Origin of the sequence: Streptosporangium sp. NPDC051023, assembly GCF_040689595.1 — a bacterium.
Lineage (GTDB): Bacteria > Actinomycetota > Actinomycetes > Streptosporangiales > Streptosporangiaceae > Streptosporangium.
Genome location: NZ_JBFBCE010000001.1, coordinates 34,856 through 56,938, shown reverse-complemented (window position 1 = coordinate 56,938; position 22,083 = coordinate 34,856). Strand labels below are relative to the sequence as shown.

20 protein-coding genes are annotated in these 22,083 nt (G+C 69.2%); 15 read left to right on the top strand and 5 right to left on the bottom strand.

Translation table 11 applies throughout. The annotated features are described in order from the left end of the window. Positions 1-17: 17 nt before the first annotated feature. Entirely contained in the window at positions 18-2,237 is a 2,220-nt protein-coding gene (locus AB0395_RS00280) for a transglycosylase domain-containing protein (protein WP_366275582.1), read from the bottom strand. 103 nt (positions 2,238-2,340) lie between these two features. Continuing rightward, a complete protein-coding gene (locus AB0395_RS00275) occupies positions 2,341-2,820 on the bottom strand; it encodes an Lrp/AsnC family transcriptional regulator (RefSeq protein ID WP_366275581.1) in 480 nt (159 codons plus the stop codon). Between the two features lie 102 nt (positions 2,821-2,922). Between AB0395_RS00275 and hppD the strand changes: the two genes are divergently transcribed. The 3 genes from hppD (at position 2,923) to AB0395_RS00260 (ending at position 6,133) form a co-directional block, all read left to right on the top strand. Then, positions 2,923-4,032 (top strand): 4-hydroxyphenylpyruvate dioxygenase, encoded by a 1,110-nt coding sequence (gene hppD, locus AB0395_RS00270; RefSeq protein WP_366275580.1) that lies wholly within the window; start codon positions 2,923-2,925, stop codon positions 4,030-4,032. A 45-nt stretch (positions 4,033-4,077) separates the two neighbouring features. Next, positions 4,078-4,587 carry an RDD family protein gene (locus AB0395_RS00265; protein ID WP_366275579.1) on the top strand — a complete coding sequence of 170 codons (510 nt, stop codon included), beginning with the start codon at positions 4,078-4,080 and terminating at the stop codon, positions 4,585-4,587. Positions 4,588-4,672: 85 nt separating this feature from the next. Next, positions 4,673-6,133 (top strand): M1 family metallopeptidase, encoded by a 1,461-nt coding sequence (locus AB0395_RS00260; RefSeq protein WP_366275578.1) that lies wholly within the window; start codon positions 4,673-4,675, stop codon positions 6,131-6,133. Between the two features lie 33 nt (positions 6,134-6,166). Here AB0395_RS00260 and ilvA read toward each other — a convergent pair whose 3' ends face one another. Both ilvA and AB0395_RS00250 read right to left on the bottom strand, forming a co-directional pair. Continuing rightward, positions 6,167-7,375 carry a threonine ammonia-lyase gene (ilvA, locus tag AB0395_RS00255; protein ID WP_366275577.1) on the bottom strand — a complete coding sequence of 403 codons (1,209 nt, stop codon included), beginning with the start codon at positions 7,373-7,375 and terminating at the stop codon, positions 6,167-6,169. 102 nt (positions 7,376-7,477) lie between these two features. Then, positions 7,478-7,921 carry a nuclear transport factor 2 family protein gene (locus tag AB0395_RS00250; protein WP_366275576.1) on the bottom strand — a complete coding sequence of 148 codons (444 nt, stop codon included), beginning with the start codon at positions 7,919-7,921 and terminating at the stop codon, positions 7,478-7,480. Between the two features lie 200 nt (positions 7,922-8,121). Here AB0395_RS00250 and AB0395_RS00245 point away from each other — a divergent pair, with 200 nt between their 5' ends. The 8 genes from AB0395_RS00245 (at position 8,122) to AB0395_RS00210 (ending at position 15,670) form a co-directional block, all read left to right on the top strand. Continuing rightward, positions 8,122-8,568: a MarR family transcriptional regulator gene (locus AB0395_RS00245; RefSeq protein ID WP_366275575.1), complete on the top strand. Its 447-nt coding sequence runs from the start codon at positions 8,122-8,124 to the stop codon at positions 8,566-8,568. Positions 8,569-8,627: 59 nt separating this feature from the next. Next, positions 8,628-8,969, top strand: a complete 342-nt coding sequence (locus tag AB0395_RS00240; protein ID WP_366275574.1) for a PadR family transcriptional regulator — start codon at positions 8,628-8,630, stop codon at positions 8,967-8,969. Beyond that, on the top strand, positions 8,966-9,898 hold the full coding sequence (locus AB0395_RS00235; protein WP_366275573.1) for a hypothetical protein: 933 nt from the start codon (positions 8,966-8,968) through the stop codon (positions 9,896-9,898). The genes AB0395_RS00240 and AB0395_RS00235 overlap by 4 nt, the downstream gene beginning before the upstream one ends. Positions 9,899-9,983: 85 nt before the next feature. Then, positions 9,984-10,868, top strand: a complete 885-nt coding sequence (locus AB0395_RS00230) for a hypothetical protein (protein ID WP_366275572.1) — start codon at positions 9,984-9,986, stop codon at positions 10,866-10,868. A 140-nt stretch (positions 10,869-11,008) separates the two neighbouring features. Continuing rightward, on the top strand, positions 11,009-11,911 hold the full coding sequence (locus tag AB0395_RS00225) for a hypothetical protein (RefSeq protein WP_366275570.1): 903 nt from the start codon (positions 11,009-11,011) through the stop codon (positions 11,909-11,911). A gap of 68 nt (positions 11,912-11,979) precedes the next feature. Beyond that, a complete protein-coding gene (locus AB0395_RS00220; RefSeq protein WP_366275568.1) occupies positions 11,980-13,728 on the top strand; it encodes a peptidoglycan-binding protein in 1,749 nt (582 codons plus the stop codon). Between the two features lie 30 nt (positions 13,729-13,758). Further along, complete coding sequence (locus AB0395_RS00215) at positions 13,759-14,433, top strand: ABC transporter ATP-binding protein (RefSeq protein WP_366275566.1); 675 nt, start codon at positions 13,759-13,761, stop codon at positions 14,431-14,433. Between the two features lie 55 nt (positions 14,434-14,488). Beyond that, positions 14,489-15,670, top strand: coding sequence for an ABC transporter permease (locus AB0395_RS00210; protein ID WP_366275564.1), 1,182 nt, complete (start codon positions 14,489-14,491; stop codon positions 15,668-15,670). Positions 15,671-15,722: 52 nt separating this feature from the next. Here AB0395_RS00210 and AB0395_RS00205 read toward each other — a convergent pair whose 3' ends face one another. After that, positions 15,723-16,361 (bottom strand): DUF899 domain-containing protein, encoded by a 639-nt coding sequence (locus AB0395_RS00205; protein ID WP_366275562.1) that lies wholly within the window; start codon positions 16,359-16,361, stop codon positions 15,723-15,725. A gap of 380 nt (positions 16,362-16,741) precedes the next feature. On the opposite strand from AB0395_RS00205, the gene AB0395_RS00200 reads away from it, so the two are divergent. The 4 genes from AB0395_RS00200 (at position 16,742) to AB0395_RS00185 (ending at position 21,823) form a co-directional block, all read left to right on the top strand. Next, positions 16,742-17,692, top strand: coding sequence for an SGNH/GDSL hydrolase family protein (locus AB0395_RS00200; RefSeq protein ID WP_366275560.1), 951 nt, complete (start codon positions 16,742-16,744; stop codon positions 17,690-17,692). 477 nt (positions 17,693-18,169) lie between these two features. Beyond that, the gene (locus AB0395_RS00195; RefSeq protein WP_366275559.1) at positions 18,170-18,790 is read left to right on the top strand and encodes a hypothetical protein; all 621 of its coding nucleotides are present in this window, start codon (positions 18,170-18,172) and stop codon (positions 18,788-18,790) included. 375 nt (positions 18,791-19,165) lie between these two features. Next, positions 19,166-19,948, top strand: coding sequence for a nucleotidyltransferase domain-containing protein (locus AB0395_RS00190; protein WP_366275557.1), 783 nt, complete (start codon positions 19,166-19,168; stop codon positions 19,946-19,948). 360 nt (positions 19,949-20,308) lie between these two features. Next, positions 20,309-21,823, top strand: coding sequence for an alpha/beta hydrolase (locus tag AB0395_RS00185; RefSeq protein ID WP_366275555.1), 1,515 nt, complete (start codon positions 20,309-20,311; stop codon positions 21,821-21,823). The last annotated feature ends 260 nt before the right edge of the window (positions 21,824-22,083 follow it).

The window sequence follows — 22,083 nt, the reverse complement described above, 5'->3', positions numbered from 1 at the left end:
CCCACCCGGGGAGGCGGTTAGTTCGGACGTGATTGGGTGGGGTTGTCCTGGGCCGGGGACTGGTCTCTGCCGCCTATCCCGGTGCCGTCGCCGGTTCCCGTGCCGGTGCCGTCACCGGGTCCGTTCCCCGTGCCGTCGCCGTTCCCGTCGCCGCTCCCGGTTCCGTTCCCGGTGCCGTCACCGGGTCCGGTGTTGTCTGCGCCTGTCCCGTCACCCGTGCCGTCAGACGAGGAGGTGTAGTCGGGGACGGGAGTAGCCGTCTCGTCGGAGCGCTGCGTCGGCGGGAGGGTGCTGTCCTGGTTCCCGTCGCCGGTGCCGTAGTCGTCGGTGCCCGAGTCGTAGGAGTCGTCGTAGGTCGAGTAGCCGTAGCTGGACGGCTCGCCGAACTCCTTGACCGGCTTGCCCGCCATCGCCTCCGTCATGAATGCGCGCCAGATCTGGGCGGGGTACGTCCCGCCGTACAGGGCGCTGCCGTCGACGACCACCGGCTTGTTGTCGTCGCGGAACATGTCGACGGCGGTCGCGAGCTGCGGGGTGAACCCGGCGAACCACACGGACGCCGACTTGTCCGTGGTGCCGGTCTTCCCGGCGACCGGACGGTCGTAGAGGCGGGCGGCGGAGCCGGTTCCCGCGGTGACGACCTGGGTCAGCGCGTAGGTGGCGTCGATCGCCGCCTGCGCGGCGAAGGCCCGTTTGCCCTTGGTCTCGGTCTTGGTGATCCTGCCGTCGGTGTCGGTGATCGAGCGGATCACGTGGGCCTCGCGGTGGACGCCCTCCGCGGCGAACGTGGCGAAGCCCGAGGCGTTCTGCACGGCGCTCACCGACGCGACTCCCAGCGGGAGCGTGGCGGCGGCGCGGTGCGGGGCCAGCTGGTCGGCGGGGATGCCGGACTTCTCCGCGGTCTCGACGACCTTGTCCAGGCCGACCTTCTGGCCCAGGTCGACGAACGCGGTGTTGACCGAGCTCTGAGTCGCCTTGACCAGGTTGATCTGGCCGTAGGAGTAACCACCGGAGTTGGGGATGCCCTTACCGTCAGAGGTGATCCGCAGCGGGGAGTTGCCGTCGACCCGGGTGTCGAGGCCGAAGCCGTTGTCCAGGGCCGCGGCCAGCGTGTAGGCCTTGAAGGTCGAGCCCGCCTGGACCTTGGCGCCGAAGGAGTTGTCGTAGGACTGGGTCCGCCAGTCGCGGCCGCCGTAGAAGGCGACGACCTCACCGGTCGCGGGGTCGACCGCGGCCAGGCCGGTGCGGACCTGCTTGGGGGTGCTCTCCGGCAGGACGGAGGTGACGGCGCGTTCCGCGACGGCCATCAGGCCCTTGTCGAAGGTGGAGACGATCTTCAGACCGCCCTGGTTGATGACCTCGTCGGTGTATCCCCTGCGCTTCAGCTCGGCCGCGACCTGGTCGAGCATGTAGCCCTCCTGACCCTTGGGCGCGAAGATCGGCCTGGGCTTCTTGAGCTCGGGGAACGTGGTCGCCGCCGCCTGCTCCGCCGTGATGACCCCGGTCTGCCGCATGCCGTCGATCACCGACTGCCAGCGCGCCTTCGCGGCCCCGAGGTCGGCGCCCTGGGGGTCGGCGAAGCGTGAGGGCTGCTGGATCACGGCGGCGAGGTAGGCGCCCTCGGCGAGGGTCAGCTCGCTGACGTCCTTGCGGAAGTAGGCGTCCGCGGCGGCCTGGATCCCGTCGGCGTTGCGGCCGAAGTAGATCGTGTTGAGGTACTGCTCAAGCACCCAGTCCTTCGACTTCGACTGGTCGACCTTCAAGGAGATCATGACCTCCTTGAGCTTGCGGACGATGGAACGTTCCTGGCTGAGGCCGCTGTAGTAGTTGCGGACCATCTGCTGGGTGATCGTCGAGCCGCCCTGGAGCTGCTGCCCGGTGACCGTCGACCACATGGCGCGGAAGGTGCCGGTGAGGGAGACGCCTTTGTCCTCGTAGAACGAGCGGTTCTCCGCGGCGATGACGGCGTTCCTGACGTGCTGCGGCACCTGGTCGAGCGACACGCTCTTACGGTTCACGCCCTGCCTGGCCAGCACGGTCTTGCCGTCGCGGTAGTAGATCACCGACCCCTGGGCGGTCGCCCTCGGCTGGGTGCTGTCGGGGATCGGCGTCATCGCCCACGCGACCGCGACGGCGCCGACCACGGAGACCGAGAGGACCCCGAAGACGATGAGCGCGATCCGCAGGATTCTTCTCCTGGGCCTGGCCTTGCCCGCCTTCTCTGCGCCCTTCACCACTCGTGATCCCCCGTCCCGTCCGCGGCCGACCCCCGTCGGCCGCACGGAACCGTAAGGGTAAACGATGCATAACGGTGTCTGAACCCTGCTTGGGATAGTACGGCTAGCTCCTCCCCTGGCGCGGCGCATCGGCCACCAAGGGAAGGACCCGGTATGGCACGGGTGTGTCCAAGGCGATCACGGACGAGGTCCTGACCACCCCGTGGACCTCGACGATCAGGTCGATCACCCTTTGCAGGTCGGCGTTGCTGCGCGCCACGACCCTGCAGTGCATGTCGTCGCCGCCGGTGATCGTATGGACCTCCAGCACCTCGGGGATGCCCGCGAGCTGGTCGGCGACCGGGACGTGCCCGCTGATCTGGCGGATCTGCAGGGTGACGAACGCCGTCACGACGTAGCCGAGCGCCGAGGGGTCGACGTCGGGGCCGTAGCCGGTGATCACGCCCCTGTCCGACATCCGGTCGAGACGCGCCTGGACCGTCCCCCTGGCCACCCCGAGCCGCCTCGAACACTCGAGCACGCCGAGTCTGGGCTCGGCGGCGAGCAGGGCGATAAGCCGGGCGTCGAGGTGATCAATCGTCATGATGTACAGATACTCCCGTGGAAGCGTTTGCTGAGTGTGCAGGTTGTCCACTAATTAACGTAACTCTTGCACAACCAGCCCATAAAAACCGACAGTATCGACATGAGCGACATCTTTCCCGTGAACGGCATGGACGCCGTGGTCTTCGCCGTCGGCAACGCCAAGCAGGCCGCCCACTACTACTCCAGCGCCTTCGGCATGCGGCTCGTGGCCTACCGCGGGCCGGAGAACGGCAGCCGCGACGAGGTCGCCTATGTCCTCACCTCAGGTAGTGCGAGGTTCGAGTTCCGCGGCGCCGTACGGCCTGGCACCGGCGTGGCCCGTCACGTCGCCGAGCACGGCGACGGTGTGATCGACCTGGCCATCGAGGTCCCGGACGTCGAGGCGGCCTACACCGGCGCCGTCGCCAGGGGCGCGAAGGGCCTGGTCGAGCCGCACACGATCGAGGACGACCACGGCAAGGTCGTGCTCGCGGCGATCGCCACCTACGGCGAGACCCGGCACACCCTGGTCGACCGGTCCAACTACAGCGGCCCCTACCTGCCCGGCTACGTCGCGGCCGAGCCGATCGTCCCGGCGCCCGAGGTGAAGAACGGCCGCGTGTTCCAGGCCATCGACCACTGCGTGGGCAACGTGGAGCTCGGCAAGATGGACGAGTGGGTCGAGTTCTACGGGCGGATCATGGGCTTCACCAACATGGCGGAGTTCATCGGCGACGACATCGCGACCGAGTACTCCGCGCTGATGTCCAAGGTGGTCGCGGACGGCACCCGCAAGGTGAAGTTCCCGCTCAACGAGCCCGCGATCTCCAAGAAGAAGTCGCAGATCGACGAGTATCTCGAGTTCTACGGCGGCCCCGGCGTGCAGCACATCGCGCTGGCCACCAACGACATCCTGACCGCCGTCGACCACATGCGCGCGGCCGGGGTGAAGTTCCTCGACACCCCCGACTCCTACTACGACGACCCCGAGCTGCGGGCCCGCATCGGCCACGTCAGGGCGCCGATCGAGGAGCTGAAGCAGCGCAAGATCCTCGTGGACCGCGACGAGGACGGCTACCTGCTGCAGATCTTCACCAAGCCGGTGCAGGACCGCCCGACGGTGTTCTTCGAGCTCATCGAGCGGCACGGCTCGCTCGGCTTCGGCAAGGGCAACTTCAAGGCGCTGTTCGAGGCGATCGAGCGCGAACAGGACCTCAGGGGCAACCTGTAACACCCCTTGGCTTTGGAATGGCCGGTTGGTGGTGATCTACGACTTATGGGATCACCACCAACGGACAGTTCAGGGCCCGTCTCCTGGTCCACCCCGCCCCCGGGCCCGGGGTACGGCGCCGGCCCCCCGGACAAGCTCGGCGGGCGCTGGCGCCGTCTGTTCGCCGGGATCCTCGACATCATCATCGTCGGGATCATCTCCTCGCCGTTCACCTACCAGTCGTTCACCACCGCGTGGGACAAGAGCAAGAACGTCTTCGTCCAGGTCCCCGTCCAGCACACGCTGCTGGCGAGCCTGGTCGGCTTCCTGTACTACTGGCTGCTGACCGCCTTCTGGAACGGCCAGACCCTGGGCAAGAAGCTGTTCCGGCTGCGCGTGGTCGACGTCAGCGGGCGCAAGGTCGGCGTCGGGCAGGCCGCGCTCCGCGAGCTGGTCGCGTGGGTGCTGTACGCCACCTGCTGCCTGGGCTGGATCAACCTCTCCTTCATCCTTTTCACCAGCCGCAAACAGGCCATCCACGACATGGCGGCCAGGACACTGGTCGTAGATGCCTGATCCTCGGAGGTCCCCCGCTCCGCTCGCGTAGGGTGCGACTAACGACGGCCCGGCGTAACCGGGCGCGAGAGGGGGGTTCACGATCATGGGGTCTGGTCGGCTGGCCATCGCGGCAACCGCAGTGCTCATCGGGACACTCGGCACCGCCGGGTGCGCGGCGTCGAGGGGGGAAAGCGGCTCGTCCTCAGCCGTCGCCGACGGGGTGTCCCCGGGCGACGCGTCCGCTCAGCGGCACGCGGGCAGGATCGGCGCCTCAGGGATCGGCGACCCCGACTTCCCCAACGACGGCAACGGCGGCTACGACGTCGGCCACTACCGCCTCAAGATCGACTACGATCCGGGCAGCAAGCACCTCGCGGGCGTCGCGGGGATCGAGGCGAAGGCGACCCAGGACCTGTCCAGGTTCGACCTGGACCTGTCGGGGTTCAAGGTCGGCCAGGTCACCGTGAACGGAACGGCGGCGAGGTTCGAGCGCTCGGGCGACGAGCTGATCGTGACCCCGGCCAAGACGATCTCCGACAAGGCCGCCTTCACCGTCCAGGTCACCTACGCCGGGGAGCCGAAGCCGGTCAGAGACTCCCCCAACCTTGGCACGTACGGGTTCATCCCGACCTCGGACGGCGCGTTCGTGACCTGCCAGCCCAACGGCGCGAGGACCTGGTTCCCCGGTAACGACCACCCCGCCGACAAGGCGCGCTACGACTTCGAGATCACCGTCCCCGAGGGGGTGACCGCCCTGGCCAACGGCGAGATGGTCGGCAGCCCGAGCACCTCGGACGGCAAGACGACCTACACCTGGCGGGAGACCCATCCGATGGCGAGCTATCTGGCCACCGTGACGATGGGCAAGTTCGAGATGCGCGAGGGCAAGACCCCGGCGGGGATCAGGAACGTGGCGGCCGTCGACCCGCGCTACAGCGACTCGCTCGACAACCTCTACACCCTGTCAGGCAAGATCACCGACTACTGGAGCACGGTGTTCGGCCCCTACCCGTTCTCCTCGACCGGCGGCGTGATCGACGACTTCCCCGCGGGCTACGCCCTGGAAAACCAGACCAAGCCCATGTACGGCGGCTTCAACCCGGGCGACGACGTCATCGCCCACGAGCTGGCCCACCAGTGGTTCGGCGACAGCATGAGCATCAGGCGGTGGAAGGACCTGTGGCTCAACGAGGGGTTCGCGACCTACGCCGAGTGGCTCTGGTCGGAGCACAAGGGCAACGCGAGCGCCGAGAAGATCTTCCACACCCGCTACTCGATGGGCGCCGACTCCGCCATCTGGAAGTACGCCCCCGGCCGCGCCAAGCCGGACGACCTGTTCAACGACTCGGTCTACACCCGGGGCGGCATGACGCTGCACGCCCTCAGGCAGCGGATCGGCGACCCGGCGTTCTTCAGGCTGCTGAAGACCTGGAACGCCGAGCACCGGTACGGATACGTCACGACCGAGGAGTTCGTTGCGCTGGCCGAGAAGATCTCCGGCAAGCAGCTCGACAGCCTCTTCGACGCCTGGCTGTTCACCGCCAAGAAGCCGACCACCTGGTGACGTGCCGCTGAACCCGGCCTCGGGGACCCGGGATCAGCCGCAGACGATCTTGTATCCCTCCCTGCGGAGGGATTCGAGCACCTCGTCCGAGTGGGCGGGGCCCTTGGTCTCCAGCTGGAGCTGGACCTCGGCCTCGCCCAGGTGCATGCCGAGCCGCTCATGCACGATGTCGAGCACGTTCGCGCCGAGCCCGGCCAGCTTGGCCAGCAGGTGGGCCAGCGCCCCCGGACGGTCGGGCAGCGGCACCCGCAGGGTCAGATAGCGCCCGGCGGCGGCCAGCCCTCGCCTGAGGATCTTCGACAGCAGCAGCGGGTCGATGTTCCCGCCGGAGAGCACGGCGACCACCGGCGGCTCGAACACGTGCGGGTGGGCCAGGATCGCGGCGACCCCGGCGACCCCGGCGGGCTCGACGACCTGCTTGGCGCGTTCGAGGCAGAGCAGCAGCGCCTGGGAGATCTCACTCTCGGTGACCGTGACGACGCTGTCCACCAGGTAGTGGATCAGCTCGAAGGGCAGCTCCCCGGGGCGGCCGACCGCGATGCCGTCCGCCATCGTCGCGGCGGGCGGGACCATGACCGGCTCCCCCGCCGCCAGCGAGGCCGGGTAGGCGGCGGCCCGCTCCGCCTGCACGCCGATGATCCGCACGCCGGGCCTGAGCGACTTGACCGCGAGCGCGACCCCGGCGGCCAGACCGCCGCCACCGAGGGACACCACGATCGTGCCCGTCTCGGGGAGCTGCTCCAGGATCTCCAGGCCGATGGTTCCCTGCCCCGCGATGACATCCGGGTGGTCGAAGGGATGGATGAACACCGCCCCGGTCCGCTCGGCGTGCTCGACGGCCCTGGCCAGCGCGACGTCCACGGTGTGGCCCGCGAAGACCACGTCCGCGCCGTACGAACGGGTCGCGGCCACCTTGGGCAGCGGCGCTCCCTCCGGCATGTAGACCGTCGAGGAGATTCCGACCAGGCCGGAGCCGAGCGCCACGCCCTGCGCGTGGTTGCCCGCGCTGGCCGCGACCACGCCCCGCTCCCGCTCCGCCTCGCTCAGGCCCGCGATCCTGACGTAGGCTCCGCGCACCTTGAACGACCCGGACCGCTGGAGGTTCTCGCACTTGAGGTAGACGGGGCCGCCGATGGCGGCCGACAGCACGTGCGAGTGCACCAACGGGGTCCGCAGGGCGACGTCGGCCAGGAGCTCACGGGCGGCGACCACATCGTCGTAGGTCACCTGACGGTCTGACATGCGGGTCATCCTCCCACCCCGGCCCGGCCCACGCGCCGCGGACGGAACGGCTCGCCCCCGCTCACCCCGCGCCGCATCGGTTCATTCCGGTCACCCCCGAACTTACCCGGCATCCCTGCCGTTCCCGCCGCCCCCGGAGCCCGTACCTGCCGCGGCCGCCGCGCCCGCCTCGGCCGCCGGGCTGAGGTGGGCGCCCGCGACCAGCCAGCGCTCGCCGTGCCGTACGGCGACCAGGGTGACCCTGAACCGGCCGCCCGCGTCGTTCCCCTGGAAAGTGGCCTCCTGGATCTGCGTCCCCACGACGACCGCGGTGTCGCCGTAGTCGCGCACCTGGGGGTGCTCGAAGCGGAACGCGGTGTTGCGCAGGGCGTCCGTGCGGTATCTGGCCAGCCACTGCTCCTTCTCGAGGACGAAACCCCTGGGGCCGACGGCGACGAAGTCCGCCGCGAGCAGGCCGTCGAGAGCGACCGCGTCACCGGCCCCCTCCGCGGCGGCCCAGTGTCCGACGAGTTCCAGGACGTCGCGTTCGGTGCCGTTGACGCTCATCGTGGACGTTCCTTCCGGTGTCACACCGGCTCTCCGGTGCCCGCACCGGTGTCGTGGACGGCTTGGCGAGGAACCGCGAGCCGCGGCTCCCTCGGGCACGTCACGACCGTACGCCCAAAAGCTTGGAGTAGTCAAAATATATAGCTGATCGAATATTTTGATGACTCAAACTTCTTCGCGCGCGCCAGTATGCTCGGGCCATGGCAGACGACAGCGACGACGGCACCGACAGCGGCAAGGCCGCCGTCGCCGAGCAGGTGTGGCGCAGCATGTTCGGGTTCCTCATGCACACCCGGCCCCGCAGGGACGCCGTGCTCGCCCACCTCGGCCTGACCCCGACGGAGGCCAAGGCGCTCGACTCCCTCGACGGGGAGACGGGCCGCACCATGAAGGAACTGGCGGCCGAGTGGACCTGTGACGCCTCGACCGCGACCTGGACCGTCGACCGGCTCGAACGGCTGGGCATGGCGGAGCGCCGCCCGCACCCCCAGGACCGGCGGGCGAGACTCGTGTTCCTGACCGAGCCGGGGGTGACGACCAGGGAGGAGATGGTGCGGGGGATGAACGCCACACCGCCCGAGCTGCTCGGCCTCGACACGGAGGAACTGCACACCCTGCGCACCCTGCTCGCGAAACTCCCCCACTGAGCCGTCCTCGCGTGGCACATGTTTGACCATACTTCGCTCGGCGAAGTATGGTTTCCCTCATGGCCAAAGGATCACCGGCGGTGAGTGAGCCGACCTACTTCATCCTCGCCTGCCTGCTCGACGGCCCCCTGCACGGCCACGGGATCATCAAGCAGACCCTGGAGCTCTCGGAGAACCGGGTGAAGCTGCCGGTCGGCACGCTCTACGGCGCGCTCGACCGGCTCGCCGCGAGCGGGCTGATCACCGTGGACCGTGAGGAGATCGTCGACGGCAGGCCGAGGAGATACTTCCGGCTCACCGACGAGGGGAAAGGCCTGGTGACGGCGGAGGCCCTGCGCATGCAGCAGGCGTCCTCGGTCGTGACCGGGCGGATCCTCCGCCCAGGGTCGGCGTTCTCGTGACCGTCACCACGGGTCCCCGTGTCCGCTCGGGGGCGGGCGCGGGGCCCCTGGAGCGACGCTACCGGCGGCTGCTGCGCAGCTATCCCCGGGCCTACCGGGACGCCTACGGCCGCGAGCTCCTGGCGACCCTGCTGGAGGTGGCGGAGCCGGAACGCACCCTGCCCTCGGCCCGCGAGTCCTTCTCACTGGTCACGAGCGGGTTGCGGACGAGGATGATCCACATGACCGGGCGCCCTGCCTGGGCCGACGGGATCCACCTCGGCGTCCTGGTGCTCTCGATCGCCCACCTGGCGACGCTGGTGCCGTACGCGACGTCCATCCCGCTGTGGGTGGGCCTGTCCGCGCTGGCCGTCGTGCTGATCATGCGGGGGCGGGTACGGCTCGCGCTGCCGGTGGTCACGCTGGTCGCGGTCAAGGTCTGCGCGATCACCCTCGGCCGGCCCTGGCTCGACCTGACCCTGCTGCCCGCGATGCCCGACCCGCCCTGGAGCGGAAAGGCGCTGTACGGCGGCGGCGGCCCGGTGGCGCCGATGGTCGGCTACGCGCTGGTCGTCCTGGGCCTGCTGGTGCTCGCCCCCCGGCAGCGCGGGCTGGGCCGGCGCTCCTGGCTCTGGCTGTTCGCGGTCCCGCCGCTGGCGGGGGCCGACCCCGCGGGGTTCGACTTCTCCGACGGGCCCTGGCCGCACACGGCGATCAGGGTGAGCCTGGAGATCGGGGTGCTCCTGCTCGCCGTCTGGGCCGGTCACACGGCGCGCGACCCGCGCTGGGCGGTGGCCGCCGGGGTCCGTCTGGTGCCGATACTGACGGTGTACGCCGAGAACTTCGGTCTCCACTCCGAACGGGACGAGGCCCACCTGGCCGCCCTCGTCCTGCTCACCCTGCTGGCCGCGGCCGTGCCGTACCGGGCGAAGCAGCACATCGTCCTGTAGTTCTTTCCCCGCGTCGTTCCCACTTCTCCACGGGCGATGCCGTCGCCTCTCACGAGCATGCCCGCACGCCGAAACGGGGTCACCGATGTCACGAGTTCTCACGACCATGCCCGCGATCGCCCTCGCACTGACCGTCCTGACCGGATGCGGCCTGGCTCAGGACGCGTCCGGGACGTCCACCCCGAACGCGGACACCGCGTCCGCGACCGGCGATCCCCAGGCCAAGCGCCACAGGATGGAGGCGATACGGGCCGACTGCATGAAATCCAAGGGGTTCACGTACCTGCCGTACGTCCCCCCGCTGAGGAAGCCCTCCGCCCAGCAGGTCAGGGCGAGAAACGGCGACTACACGGCGATGCGCGAGGAACGCGAGAAGTACGGCTTCGATGTCTTCTTCTCCTTCGCCTATCCCGGCGCCCGGGAGCGCGACACCAACGTCCGGCGCGTGGACCCCAACGAAAAGATCTACACGAGCCTCTCGAACACCCAGATGAATGCGTGGAACGAGGCCAACGACGCCTGCTACACGGCGGCGTTCAACGAGCTCACCGGCAAGAGGTACACCTCCTGGCAGGACATCGGCGATCAGATGGACGCCCTGCGCGCGCGGGCCAGGACCCGTGAGCTCGACGGCGACGCCCGGCTGGTCGAACTGGCGGCGGCCTTCGGCGACTGCCTCAAGGGAAAGGGATATCCGGTCCCCTCCCTCAAACCGACCGTGATCAGCACCAGCGGCTACGACAGGTTCAACGCCGAACTGCTCAGGGTGCTGAAGGAGATGACAGACCTGGGGGAGGAAGAGAAGGCCTTCACCCCCAAGATGGCCAGGCCGTACTTCCTGAAGGAGGTCAAGGCCGCGCTCGACGACCTGGAGTGCGGCAAGGACTTCTACGCCGCGTTCCTGCCCAAGGAAGAGAAGATCCAGTCGGAGATGGACGAGGCGTTCGGCGCGAAGGACGGGCTGTGGTGAACCGCCTCCCGTTCCCTCCCCCACCGACGAGGCCACCGCACGCAAACCGCCGGAACCATCGCTAATCACCTTTCCCACTTCATCGCGGGCGGCGCCACCGCCTCTCGCGAACATGCCCGCACGTTGAAACGGGGTCACCGATGTCACGAGTTCTCACGACCATGCCCGCGATCGCCCTCGCACTGACCGTCCTGACCGGATGCGGCCTGGCTCAGGACGCGTCCGGGACGTCCACTCCGAACGCGGACACCGCGTCCGCGACCGGCGATCCCCAGGCCAAGCGCCACAGGATGGAGGCGATACGGGCCGACTGCATGAAATCCAAGGGATTCAAGCACATACCGTACGTCCCCCCTCTGGAGAAGCCCTCCGCTCAGAAGGCCAAGATGATGAACGGCGACTACGCGGCGATGCGCGAGGAACGCGAGAAGTACGGCTTCGACGTCTTCTTCGCCTACGTCTATCCCGGCGACCCGAGGCACGTCCTCAAGGAGTCGCAGATGACCCAGGACCCGAATAACAAGCTCCACGACAGCCTCTCATCAACCCAGCAGCAGGCGCGGAAGGTGGCCGACGACGCCTGCTACACGGCGGCGTTCAATGAGATCACCGGCAAGAGGTACACCTCCCGGGAGAACCGCGCCGATCAGGTGGACGCCCTGCGCGCGCGGGCCAGGACCCGTGAGCTCGACGGCGACGCCCGGCTGGTCGAACTGGCGGCGGCCTTCGGCGACTGCCTCAAGGGAAAGGGATATCCGGTCCCCTCCCTCAAACCGACCGCGATCAGCACCAGCGGCGAGGACAGGTTCAACGCCGAGTTCTTCAAGGCGATCGATGAGCTGATGGCCATGAAGGACGAAGGGACCGCCTCCTCCGATGAGCTGACCCCCGAGACGGCCAGGCCGTACTTCGTGAAGGAGCGCAAGGCCGCGCTCGACGACCTGGAGTGCGGCAAGGACTTCTACGCCGCGTTCCTGCCCAAGGAACAGAAGATCAAGGCAGAGGTACAGCGGGAGTCCGGCGAGACGGACGAACTACAGTGAGCCACCCCCCGGCTCCCTCCCCCGCAGGCCGGGGCACCCGTGCCCCGCGTCCCGGCGGGTCGGCCGCGGTGAGGTCGAGACGCAAGGTGCTGGCCGGGATCGTGGCCGGGACGGTGGCGATCGCCGGACTCGGGTGGGCGGTCGGCACCCGGCTGCGCTCCCCCGCCGACGAGGCCGCCGCACGCAGACCGCCGGAACCGTCGCTGATCACCTTTCCCGTCACACGGCGGAAGCTGACCAGCATGGTCGCCGTCAACGGAACCCTGGCCTACGGCTCACCGCTGCCCGTCACCCTCGCCGGGGTCGTCGGCGGCGCCGGCGGCGGCTCGGCGGAGACCCAGCGGGTCACCCGGGCCCCGCACCCGGGGAAGATCACCGAGGGCTCGGTGCTGATGGAGGTCAACGGCCGCCCGGTGTTCGCCCTGCGCGGCAAAGTCCCGATGCACCGGACCATGGCCCCCGGCACGGAGGGCGCCGACGTCGAGCAGCTTCAGTCGGCACTGCGCCGCCTGGGGCTGGGCGCGCCGCGCACGGGCGTCTTCGACGCGGCGACCGCCGCCGCGGTGCGGCGCTGGTACGCCGGACGGGGATATGTGGCCCAGGAGCCCGACCTCACCGTCAAACAGGCCAGGGACACCCTCCGCCAGGCCGTGCAGAGCGCGGAGGAGACCCTGCTCACCGACCGCAAGGCCCTCGACGCCGGACGCGACGTCATGCCGCTGAAGCTGAGGTTCGACAACGCCCGCGAGGACCTGCGGGCCGCGGAGGGCGCGCTTGAGGAGGAGGAGTCCCGCGACCTCGGCCCCGAGGAGACCAGGCAGCTTGAGGATCTGCGCCGCGCCGTACGGACCGCCGAGGAGACCGCGCTGGCCGCCGACCAGGCACTGGCCGCGGCCAAACCCGAGGACGACAAGCGACTGCTGGAGATGAGGGCGTCCAACGCCCGACAGGACCTGGAGTCCGCGCGCGCCGCCCTGGCGGACTTCGGGGAGCAGGCGGAGGCGAACCGGAGCAAGCGTCTTGAGGATCTGCGCAAGGCCCTGCGGCTGGCACAGGAGAACATCTTCACCACCGAACAGGCACTGCGGCAGGCCCGCCAGAACTCCCCGCTCAAACTGAAGATCGCCAACGGCGAGAAGAACGTGGCGAGCGCCAGGGCGATCCTGGCCGAGTACATGAGGACCTACGGGACCGGCGTGCCCCCCGGGGAGATCGTCTTCCTGCCCACGCTCCCCGCCCGGCTGGACAAGGCCGACGTCAAGCCCGGCGACACCGTCAAGGACAAGGTCGCGACGGTGACGAGCTCGACCTTCACGATGACCGGTTCCGTCGAGGTCCAGGAGGCCAAACTCCTGCGCGAGGGAATGAAGGCCACCATGGAGTCCTCGGAGGGAGACGACTTCCCCGCCGTGCTGAGCGCCGTCGGAGAGGCGGCCAGGCCCCCGGAGGACGAGAAGGACAAGGGCGCGCAGACGGAGGGGAGCACGACCGGGGAAACGGGCGCGATACCCGTGCTCCTCACCCCGGCGACCGGCAAGGATCTGCGCCGGATGGTCGACACGCCGTTCACCGTGAAGATCACGGTCGGCGCCACCGGGGGCACCGTGCTCACCGTGCCGGTGGCGGCGGTCATCACCTCCGCCGACGGCCGCCCCCGGGTCAGGGTCGCGCCGCCCGACAACGGTCCTGGTGCGGGGACGCCCCGTGAGGTGGAGGTCAGAACCGGCCTCACCGCCGACGGCGCCGTGGAGGTCGAACCGATACGGCCGGGCACCCTGAAAGAGGGCGACCGGGTGGTGGTGAGCGGTGACTCCTGACACCGGCGGACGACCGGGCGGTGAGCGGTGATGAGCACCGACGTCATCCACCTCGACGACGTCAGCAGGGTCTTCCCCACCGAACCGCCCGTGTACGCGCTCCGCGAAATCCACCTGCGTGTCGGGCGGGGGGACTACGTGGCCATCGTGGGCCCTTCGGGATCGGGAAAGTCCACCCTGCTCAACACGCTGGGCCTGCTCGACCGGCCGACCTCGGGCTCCTACATCCTGAACGGCGTCGAGACGACCACGCTGCGGGACGGCGCCAGGACCAGGCTGCGCGGACGCGAGATCGGATTCGTCTACCAGTCCTTCCACCTGCTTCCCCACCGGAGCGTGGCGGAGAACGTCATGCTCGCCGAGGTGTACGGCGGGCACCCCCGCGGGGGACGACGGCGACGGGCGCTCGACGCCCTGGAGAGAGTGGGCATGGGCCACCGCGTCGAGTTCGTACCGGGGCGCCTTTCCGGCGGCGAGCGCCAGCGGGTGGCCATCGCCCGCGCCCTGATGGGCTCCCCCGCGCTGCTGCTGTGCGACGAGCCGACCGGCAACCTCGACAGCGGGAACACCGAGGCGGTGCTCGACCTGTTCGACGACCTGCGCGATCAGGGACTCACCCTCGTGGTCATCACCCACGAGGACACGGTGAGCGCCCGCGCGGACCGCAGGGTCCGCATCCACGACGGCGTCCTGACCGAGGAGTAATCATGCGCCCGCGTCCCTTCCCCAACGGCCTCCCACGCCCCCTCAGCCGGAGGGCGTGATCGTGGACATCCGCGACCTGTGGATCGAGGCCCTGGCCGGCATGCTCGCCAGGCCCATGCGCTCGGCGCTGACCACGCTCGGCACCGTTCTCGGCATCACCACCCTGGTCGTCACCCTGGGGGTCGCGGCCACGGCGGGAAACCAGATCGTCGGCCGGTTCGACGAGCTCATCGCCACGGCGATCACGGTCGAGGTGCCGGACAAGCCCGCCGGCCTGGTCGCCTGGGACGCCCCCGCCGCCCTCACCAGGCTGCGCGGGGTCACCTCGGCCGCCGCCCTCGCCCAGAACGACAAGAGCTCCAACCTGATCGTCACGGCCAACACGCTCGTGGACCCCACCCGGGTCACCGGCAAAAGCCTGGTCGTGGTGGGCTCGGGCCCCGAACTCCCCCGCGCGACCCACGGCCGGATGACCAGGGGCCGCTTCTTCGACCGCGGTCACGTCGAACGCCACGACCGTGTGGCGGTGCTCGGCGACCAGGCCGCCAAGATACTCGGCGTCACCGGCCTGGAGAGCTCTCCCGCGATCTTCATCGGCGGCCGCGCCTACACCGTCATCGGCATCCTTGGAGACCTGCGGCGTGAGAGGGTCCTGTCGACCGCCGTGATCGTGCCGTCCACGATCGGCGCGGACTTCGGGCTGAAGAACGTCACCCGCGTCCTGGTCAACACCACCCTCGGCGCCGCCGGCCTGATCGCCACCCAGGCGCCCGTCGCGCTCAGCCCCAACCGGCCCGGCGTCCTGCGGGTCGTCGCCCCGCCCAGCCCCCAGCACGCCCGCGACGGGGTCCAGGACGACGTCAACGGCCTGTTCCTGGTTCTCGGCCTGGTCTCCCTGGTGGTGGGGGCGGTGGGAATCGCCAACGTCACCCTGGTCACCGTGATGGAACGCGTCGCCGAGATCGGCCTGCGTCGCTCCCTGGGAGCCGCCCGCAGGCACATCGCCGCCCAGTTCCTGCTGGAGTCAACGCTGACCGGCCTGACCGGCGGCGTGATCGGCGCCTGCCTAGGCCTGGTCGTCGTCGTGGCCGTCTCCGCCGCGAGGCAGTGGACGCCCGTCCTCGACGTCCGCCTCGCGCTCGCCGCCCCACTGGCGGGCGCGCTGGTGGGCCTCCTCGCGGGCCTCTACCCGGCCCTGCGCGCCGCCCGCATGGAACCCGTGGACGCCCTGCGCTGACCGTGGTCGCGGGAGCGGCCGTGCCGAGCCGGTTTCCGTCCGCCGGGCTGCCCTAACCGTCGTACTCGTCGTGGAGGCGCCACCACGCGTACGGCGGGGTCTGCGGCCATCCCTCGGGGGAGTCCTCCCAGGTCTCCTGCCTGCCGTACGGGGTCAGGTCGAGAAGGTTGAAGTCGATCCTGAGCCGGTCGACGCCGCGTCCGTTCGTGAAGTAGGTGCGGTAGACGCTGTCGTTGTCCCGTAGGAAGACGCTCAGGCCGAAACCCTCACCGAGCCCGCAGTCGGCGTTGAAGTCCGTGTTCAGCGAGGAGTACCACGGCAGGGTCCAGCCCATGCGCTTCCTGAACCGCTCGATCTCGTCGAACGGGCCGTTGGACACCAGGGCCAGCGAGGTGTCGCGCGCGTGCAGGTGGGCGAGATTGGCGATGTTGTCGGTGAAACTCGAACAGCCGGGGCAGTAGTGGCCGTCGCCATGCCACATGAAGTGGTAGACGACGAGCTGGCGACGGCCTTCGAACAGGTCGCGCAGGCCCGCCGTGCCCTCCGGCCCCTCCAGGGCGTACTCCTTGTCGAAGCGGACCATGGGCAGCCGGCGACGCTCAGCGGCCAGCGCGTCCAGCGCGCGGGTCAGCTCTTTCTCCTTCGCGAGAAGCTCGTCGCGTGCGGCCCGCCACTCCTCGGGCGAGACCACGGCCGGCAGTTGATCGGTATGAGAAACCATTTCCTCGACGCCGCCTTTCAGGATCTTCTTCGCACTACCCGCCGGGCAGGAACGCGGCCGGGACGGATCCGCCACCCCATGCGCTCACAGCCTCACCGTAGGCATCTTAGTCCTACTATACAAGCAATAACTCCTAAAAAAGGACTAAAAGCGGCGACATGCCCCCGAAGAGCCGGAGTACGGCACGGCAGGCGGCGACACCGGCGGGGGCGCCGGTAAGGGTTAGCTCACCCACCAGCTATAGCTACCCACAGTTACTGATCGCTTATTTTGTGTGACGAATCCGCTCTGGCCGGAGGACGCGCACACGGTGTCCCCGGCTGTTCCTTCCAGCCGAAGGAGACTTCCGCATGCGCGGAAAGATCACCGCCATCGCCCTGACCATCGCCCTCACCGCCTGCGGCACCGTGGCCGCGGCCACTCCCGCCAACGCCGCGCGGGCGCCCCTGGACTGGGTCGCGCTCGGCGACTCCTACACCGCAGGAGCCATCCAGGCCGCCGGACCGGAATACGAAAGGCCGCGCGACGGCTGCGCGCGCACCGCGCTGTCCTACCCCAGGGTGATCGAGGACGAGCTGGGCGACCAGGTCGACCTACGCAACGTGAGCTGTGGAAACGCCACCATCGCCAACATCGTCGACGAGCCGCAGGAGCCGATCGGCCACCAGCTGCCGCCCTTCTCCACCGACCCCGACTACCCGTTCCCCGCCGTGCCGCCCCAGCTGGAGTCGGTCGCCCCCGACACCGACGTGGTGACCGTCGGCATCGGCGGCAACAGCCTGGGGTTCGGCCAGATCCTCTTCACCTGCATCGAGCTGGGCCAGAACACGCTCGGCCGGGGCACCCCGTGCAAGGACCACTACGGCGACGAGCTGGAGGAGCGGCTCGCCCAGGTGAGCGGCGAGTACGACGAGATGCTCACCGCGATCAACGCCAGGGCCCGACACGCCAAGGTGATCACCGTCGGCTACCCCCACATCATTCCCGAGGAGACCACCAAGTGCGTCTTCGGCAGCCTCGTCGGATTCTCCACCATCACCCGGGGTGACCTCGACTGGCTGCGCACCAACGCCCTGGAGCCGCTCAACGCCTTGATCAGGAGGCGCACCGCCGAGCACGGCGACACCTACGTCGACCTGTACACCTCCAGCCGTGGGCACAGCGTGTGCGACAAGGCAGGCGGCAACAACTGGGTTGAGGGCATCCTCGACACCTCGGCCCGCTTCGCCCTGGTCCACCCCAACGCCAGAGGCCACGCCAACGCCGCCACCCTGGTCAGGGACGCCATCCTCGGCCTGTAGGCGCGCGACGCCGAAACCGTCCGCGCCATCCGAGCCCATCCACGGCCATCCACGGCACGACGACGACCATCCACGGTACAGCGATCCGCCGACGCGGTGATCACCTTCACCGCGTCCGAGGTCTCTCACGGCGCCGGTACGGCGAGCAGGACCAAAACCCGACCGGCGCCGGCGAGCGGTGCGCAACCCGGTGAAGAACGGCGCCGCTCCCCGAACGCCGCGGCGCCGGGAGGGAGATCTCACCGCCTGCCCGCACTTTCAGGAGACAATGAAAGAGCAGGTCAGAAGCAGCGTATTCACAATCTCATTCACGATCCCATATGAAGTCACCCATTCGCCTGAAACGAAGATCAGTTCTTCGTCCCCGCTTTCCGCACCGCGTCCACCGGAGGATGAATCACGATGTTTTGTCCGAAATCATGAACTCCCTGTGCCGGACCTATGGACGCTGGGTTGCGGATAGGCAATCATCTTGCGATGAAATCGCTCCCCCTCGCGTCGGGAATCCTCGGCGGCGCGCTCGCACTCGGCCTCGCGGGCTGGCTGATCTGGCAGTTACAAACGCCGGACTCGACAGGTCTCGCGCGCGAGCACGTCGTCGTCATCGGCCCGAAAACGCGCGCAGACCTGATGACCGCGGTGGACCAGTACCTGGAGACGACGGACCCCAAGCGCGAGAAGCCACAGGTCCTGGCGGCGCTGAAGCCCGAGCTCAAACCCAAGATGTTCTGTCACGAGAACCTCGTCGAGGTCCGCCAGAAGAGCAACAACCAGCAACTGGTCGGTCTCGCCGCCTCGTGCGAGGAGTACGCGAAGGTCGGGCAGAAGCTCCTGGCGAGCAGCCAGTACAAGAACCTGGCGCTCCTGACCGTGGACTCGACCGATGGTCGCTACCAGGTGGTGGAGATCCAGGAGGCCCTTGAGGGCGACCTGTTGCGTTCCTCGGTGCGGGAGATGTTCTCCGCCGACGGCGCGCCCAAGGCCCTGGAGATCAGTGACTCCGGCTTCTCCGCCCTGAGCGAGGAGAACCGCGTCGAGGGCCGCAAGACGTTCGGCCTGCCCCCGAACGCCGAGATCCAGGTGTACCAGCCAGGCTGATGCCGCTCCCCGCGAACGCCCCACCGGACCGGAAACCGCCCATCGGCGCCGATCGGGCCCGCTTCACCGCCCGCCATACCGGCACTCCGGACACCCCCCACGAGTCCTGAGGCAGGTACACGAGTCCCGAAGCGGGGAGAGGGCACACGACCTCCGAAACCCGGGCCCGTCTCACCGCCCGCCGTACCGGCGTTCTGGACGACCCCCACGCGTCCCGAAGCGGGTAACGGCACGCGGCCTCCGGCCCGGGATCGGTAGTCCCACGCCGGTTGCTCACTCGGCGTAGCCGAAACCGCGCAGGCGCCCCCACTCCCGGGATGTGGCCGAAGTGCGCCAAAGCAGGCCGCGCCTTTCCGGGTGGAAGAGACTGGCCGCATGACCGATCACGCCCCCACCACCGCGCTCCTCGACCGGTTCGTCAACGACATCACACCGCTCGTACCGCTGACCTCGGTGTGGGCGCACGGATCCCTCGCCGGAGGCGACTACCGGCCGGGCCGCAGCGACCTCGACCTGATCGCCGTTCTGGACCGGCACTGCCTTCCCGAGGAGGAACGACGGCTCGCGCAGGCACACGAGCGCCTGGGGCAGGACGTCCCCCTCGCGGCGAAACTCCACTGCAGCTACGCCGCCGTGGCCGAGTTGCCCGATTCGGCGCGGTCTCATCTCACCTGGGCGCACGAGGAGCTCATGCATCGGCCGATCACGCCGGTGACCCGGCGCGAGCTCCACGACTTCGGGCTCGTCCTGTACGGCGCTCCCCCCGCGGCCGTCCTGCCGCCGCTGGCCGACGGGGAACTCGCCGCGTTCGTCGTCAGGGACATGAAGGAGTTCTGGCGACCGTCCCTTGAACCTCGGGAGCGGTGGCTCCGTGACATCTGGGTGGACGCCGGAATGCTGGTCCTGGCCAGGGCGACGGTGACGCTGCGAGATGGAAGGCTCATCACCAAGGGCGAGGCCCTCACCGTGCTCCGGGAGATGCGGGCTCCGGCGGAGGTCGTCGACGACATCGAACGGCGGCGCTACGGCTCTCCCGCCCCGGCAACCGAGCAGTGGCTCGCCCTCCGCGCGGAGCTGACCCTCGCCTTTCTCACCGCCGGGATCGACGGACTCGTGGCCGCGCATTCCGCTGCCTCGCCTTCGGAGTCCGCTCCCTGACCCCGGCCGCGAGACAGGGCACTCGACGACGATCAAGCACCGGCCCCGACGGCTTCTTGAAGGTCTTTCCGCTCCGTTCCGGCCCACCTCCGCTTGGGCCGTCGGCTGTTTCAGCCCGGGAGCCGACGCCAGACTGTCGATCATGAGTGGTGGACCGGTGAGGCGCCGGAGGGGCCGCAGAGCCTTTGGTATACGCCCAAATCGCCTTTGGTATGCATTTTCCTGGTAATTCGCAGCACTTTGACGTCGGTCATGAGGAGGGGACGCGGAAAACCGCTTCATCCCGGCTGGGGAAGAACTGGGCGCAGGTCACTGGGAGTGTCGACGGAGAGGTCTCTCTCGACTCGGAAGGCGATCACGTTGATTCTCCGATCCCCCAAATCCCTGGTGCTGCCGGTGGTGGCCGCGCTGGGACTCCTTCCCGCCACCGCCGCCGTCGCCGCGACCGCCGGCACGGCCACCACCACAGCCACCACCGCGACCGCGATCTCCTGGGCAGCGTGCACCGGACTGCCCGTGCCCACCACGGGCCTGGAATGCGGCAAGCTGACCGTTCCGCTCGACCACGACAGGCCAAACCCCGGGACCGTCGACGTCGCGGTGATCAGGGCGAAGGCCACCGGCACCAGGACCGGCTCGCTGGTGATGAACTTCGGCGGCGGCGGTGACGGCGTCGTCATCCTGGCGGCGACCCACCAGAAGTACGCGGCCCTGCGCGAACACTACGACCTGGTCAGCTTCGACCCGCGCGGCTCGGGCGACACCTCCCCGATGGCCTGCGGCTCGGACGCCACGATCGACCGCCTGTTCGCCGTCAATCCGGGCGTCAGGAACCCGGCCGACCGCAAGGCCTTCCTGCGGGAGACCGCGGCCTTCGCCCGTGAGTGCGAGAAGGGGTCCGGCAAGCTCCTGCCGCACGCGGGCATGGGCGACACGGCCAGGGACATGGACCGGCTGCGCGCGGCGCTGGGCGAGAACAAGCTCAACTACTACGGGTTGTCCCTCGGCAGCGTCCTCGGCGGCGTCTACGCCACGTTGCATCCCCAGCGGGCAGGCCGGATCGTGCTGGACGCCGGGCTCAACCCCCGGCAGTCGGTGGTCGAGGTGGAGAAGCAGCTCGTCCGCACCTCCCAGCTCTCCTACGAGGACTTCCTGGCCTGGTGCGTCGAGAAGGGCTGCGACCTGGGCAAGGACACCAAGGAGGCCAACAGCGCCGTCGAGGGGCTGATCGAGCAGCTCAAGCGCAAGCCGCTCAAGGTCGGCGACCGCCGGCTCGGCGCCAGCTCAGCGATCACCACCCTGGTGGGCGCGGGCAACGGCGTGGAGTACTGGAAGGAGCTGGAGACCAGACTCGCCCAGGCGATCAAGGGTGAGGGCAAACCCCTGCTGGACCTGGCCGACGGAATGCTCGGACGCCAGGACAACACCTACGACCCCTTCGGGATCTTCGGCTCGGTCCCGTACAACAGTGGGGTCTACTGCCGCGACCGCGAGCGGCCCGCCGTGCGGGACCTGCCCCGGATCGAGGCCGAGCTGACCCGCATCTCCCCGATCTTCGGCCAGCTCAGCCCGACGACCGCCTTCCTGATCCCTGTCTGCGCACAGTGGCCGGTTCCCGTCGACCCCGAAGGTCGCACGGTCAAGCACACCGGCCCGGCCCCGATCGTGGTGATCAGCTCGGAGAAGGACACGGCCGCGCCGACCCAGGAGGCCGCGAAGCTGGCCAGGCAGCTCACCAACGGCGTGCTGGTCACCTACGGAGGCAACCTGCACGGCGCCTACCCGGCGGGCGGCCCCTGCATCGCGGGCGTCGTCGAGGGCTACCTGCTGAACGGCAAGGTGCCCGCCAAGGGAACCTCCTGCCCGGCCGCCTGATCATCCAGGATCTCCCTGACCGCCTCGCCGCCTGCCCGTGGACCGATCCGGCCTGACAGACGGTGATCCTCCCCGGCGGCGGCGCCATATACCGGCCTTTCTTCTCCTCGTGAGATGTTCCGCCTAGGCCGAAACGGCCATCGTGTGATCGTTCGGTTTCGTCACCCGAACGGTCACGGCGGTGGCCGTTTCTGTTTACGGCGTCTGCTGTGCGGCGTCCGCGTGCGTGGCTCCACCCACGCGAGGTCACCGGCGCCGAC

Excerpts from the sequence above, each read along its gene's own strand:
- AB0395_RS00230 (WP_366275572.1), top strand. The coding sequence starts at position 9,984 with ATGTCACGAGTTCTCACGACCATGCCCGCGATCGCCCTCGCACTGACC.
- hppD (WP_366275580.1), top strand. The coding sequence starts at position 2,923 with ATGAGCGACATCTTTCCCGTGAACGGCATGGACGCCGTGGTCTTCGCC.
- AB0395_RS00225 (WP_366275570.1), top strand. The coding sequence starts at position 11,009 with ATGTCACGAGTTCTCACGACCATGCCCGCGATCGCCCTCGCACTGACC.
- AB0395_RS00215 (WP_366275566.1), top strand. The coding sequence starts at position 13,759 with ATGAGCACCGACGTCATCCACCTCGACGACGTCAGCAGGGTCTTCCCC.
- ilvA (WP_366275577.1), bottom strand. The coding sequence starts at position 7,375 with ATGTCAGACCGTCAGGTGACCTACGACGATGTGGTCGCCGCCCGTGAG.
- AB0395_RS00275 (WP_366275581.1), bottom strand. The coding sequence starts at position 2,820 with ATGACGATTGATCACCTCGACGCCCGGCTTATCGCCCTGCTCGCCGCC.
- AB0395_RS00190 (WP_366275557.1), top strand. The coding sequence starts at position 19,166 with ATGACCGATCACGCCCCCACCACCGCGCTCCTCGACCGGTTCGTCAAC.
- AB0395_RS00250 (WP_366275576.1), bottom strand. The coding sequence starts at position 7,921 with ATGAGCGTCAACGGCACCGAACGCGACGTCCTGGAACTCGTCGGACAC.
- AB0395_RS00245 (WP_366275575.1), top strand. The coding sequence starts at position 8,122 with ATGGCAGACGACAGCGACGACGGCACCGACAGCGGCAAGGCCGCCGTC.
- AB0395_RS00260 (WP_366275578.1), top strand. The coding sequence starts at position 4,673 with ATGGGGTCTGGTCGGCTGGCCATCGCGGCAACCGCAGTGCTCATCGGG.
- AB0395_RS00195 (WP_366275559.1), top strand. The coding sequence starts at position 18,170 with ATGAAATCGCTCCCCCTCGCGTCGGGAATCCTCGGCGGCGCGCTCGCA.
- AB0395_RS00265 (WP_366275579.1), top strand. The coding sequence starts at position 4,078 with ATGGGATCACCACCAACGGACAGTTCAGGGCCCGTCTCCTGGTCCACC.
- AB0395_RS00200 (WP_366275560.1), top strand. The coding sequence starts at position 16,742 with ATGCGCGGAAAGATCACCGCCATCGCCCTGACCATCGCCCTCACCGCC.
- AB0395_RS00240 (WP_366275574.1), top strand. The coding sequence starts at position 8,628 with ATGGCCAAAGGATCACCGGCGGTGAGTGAGCCGACCTACTTCATCCTC.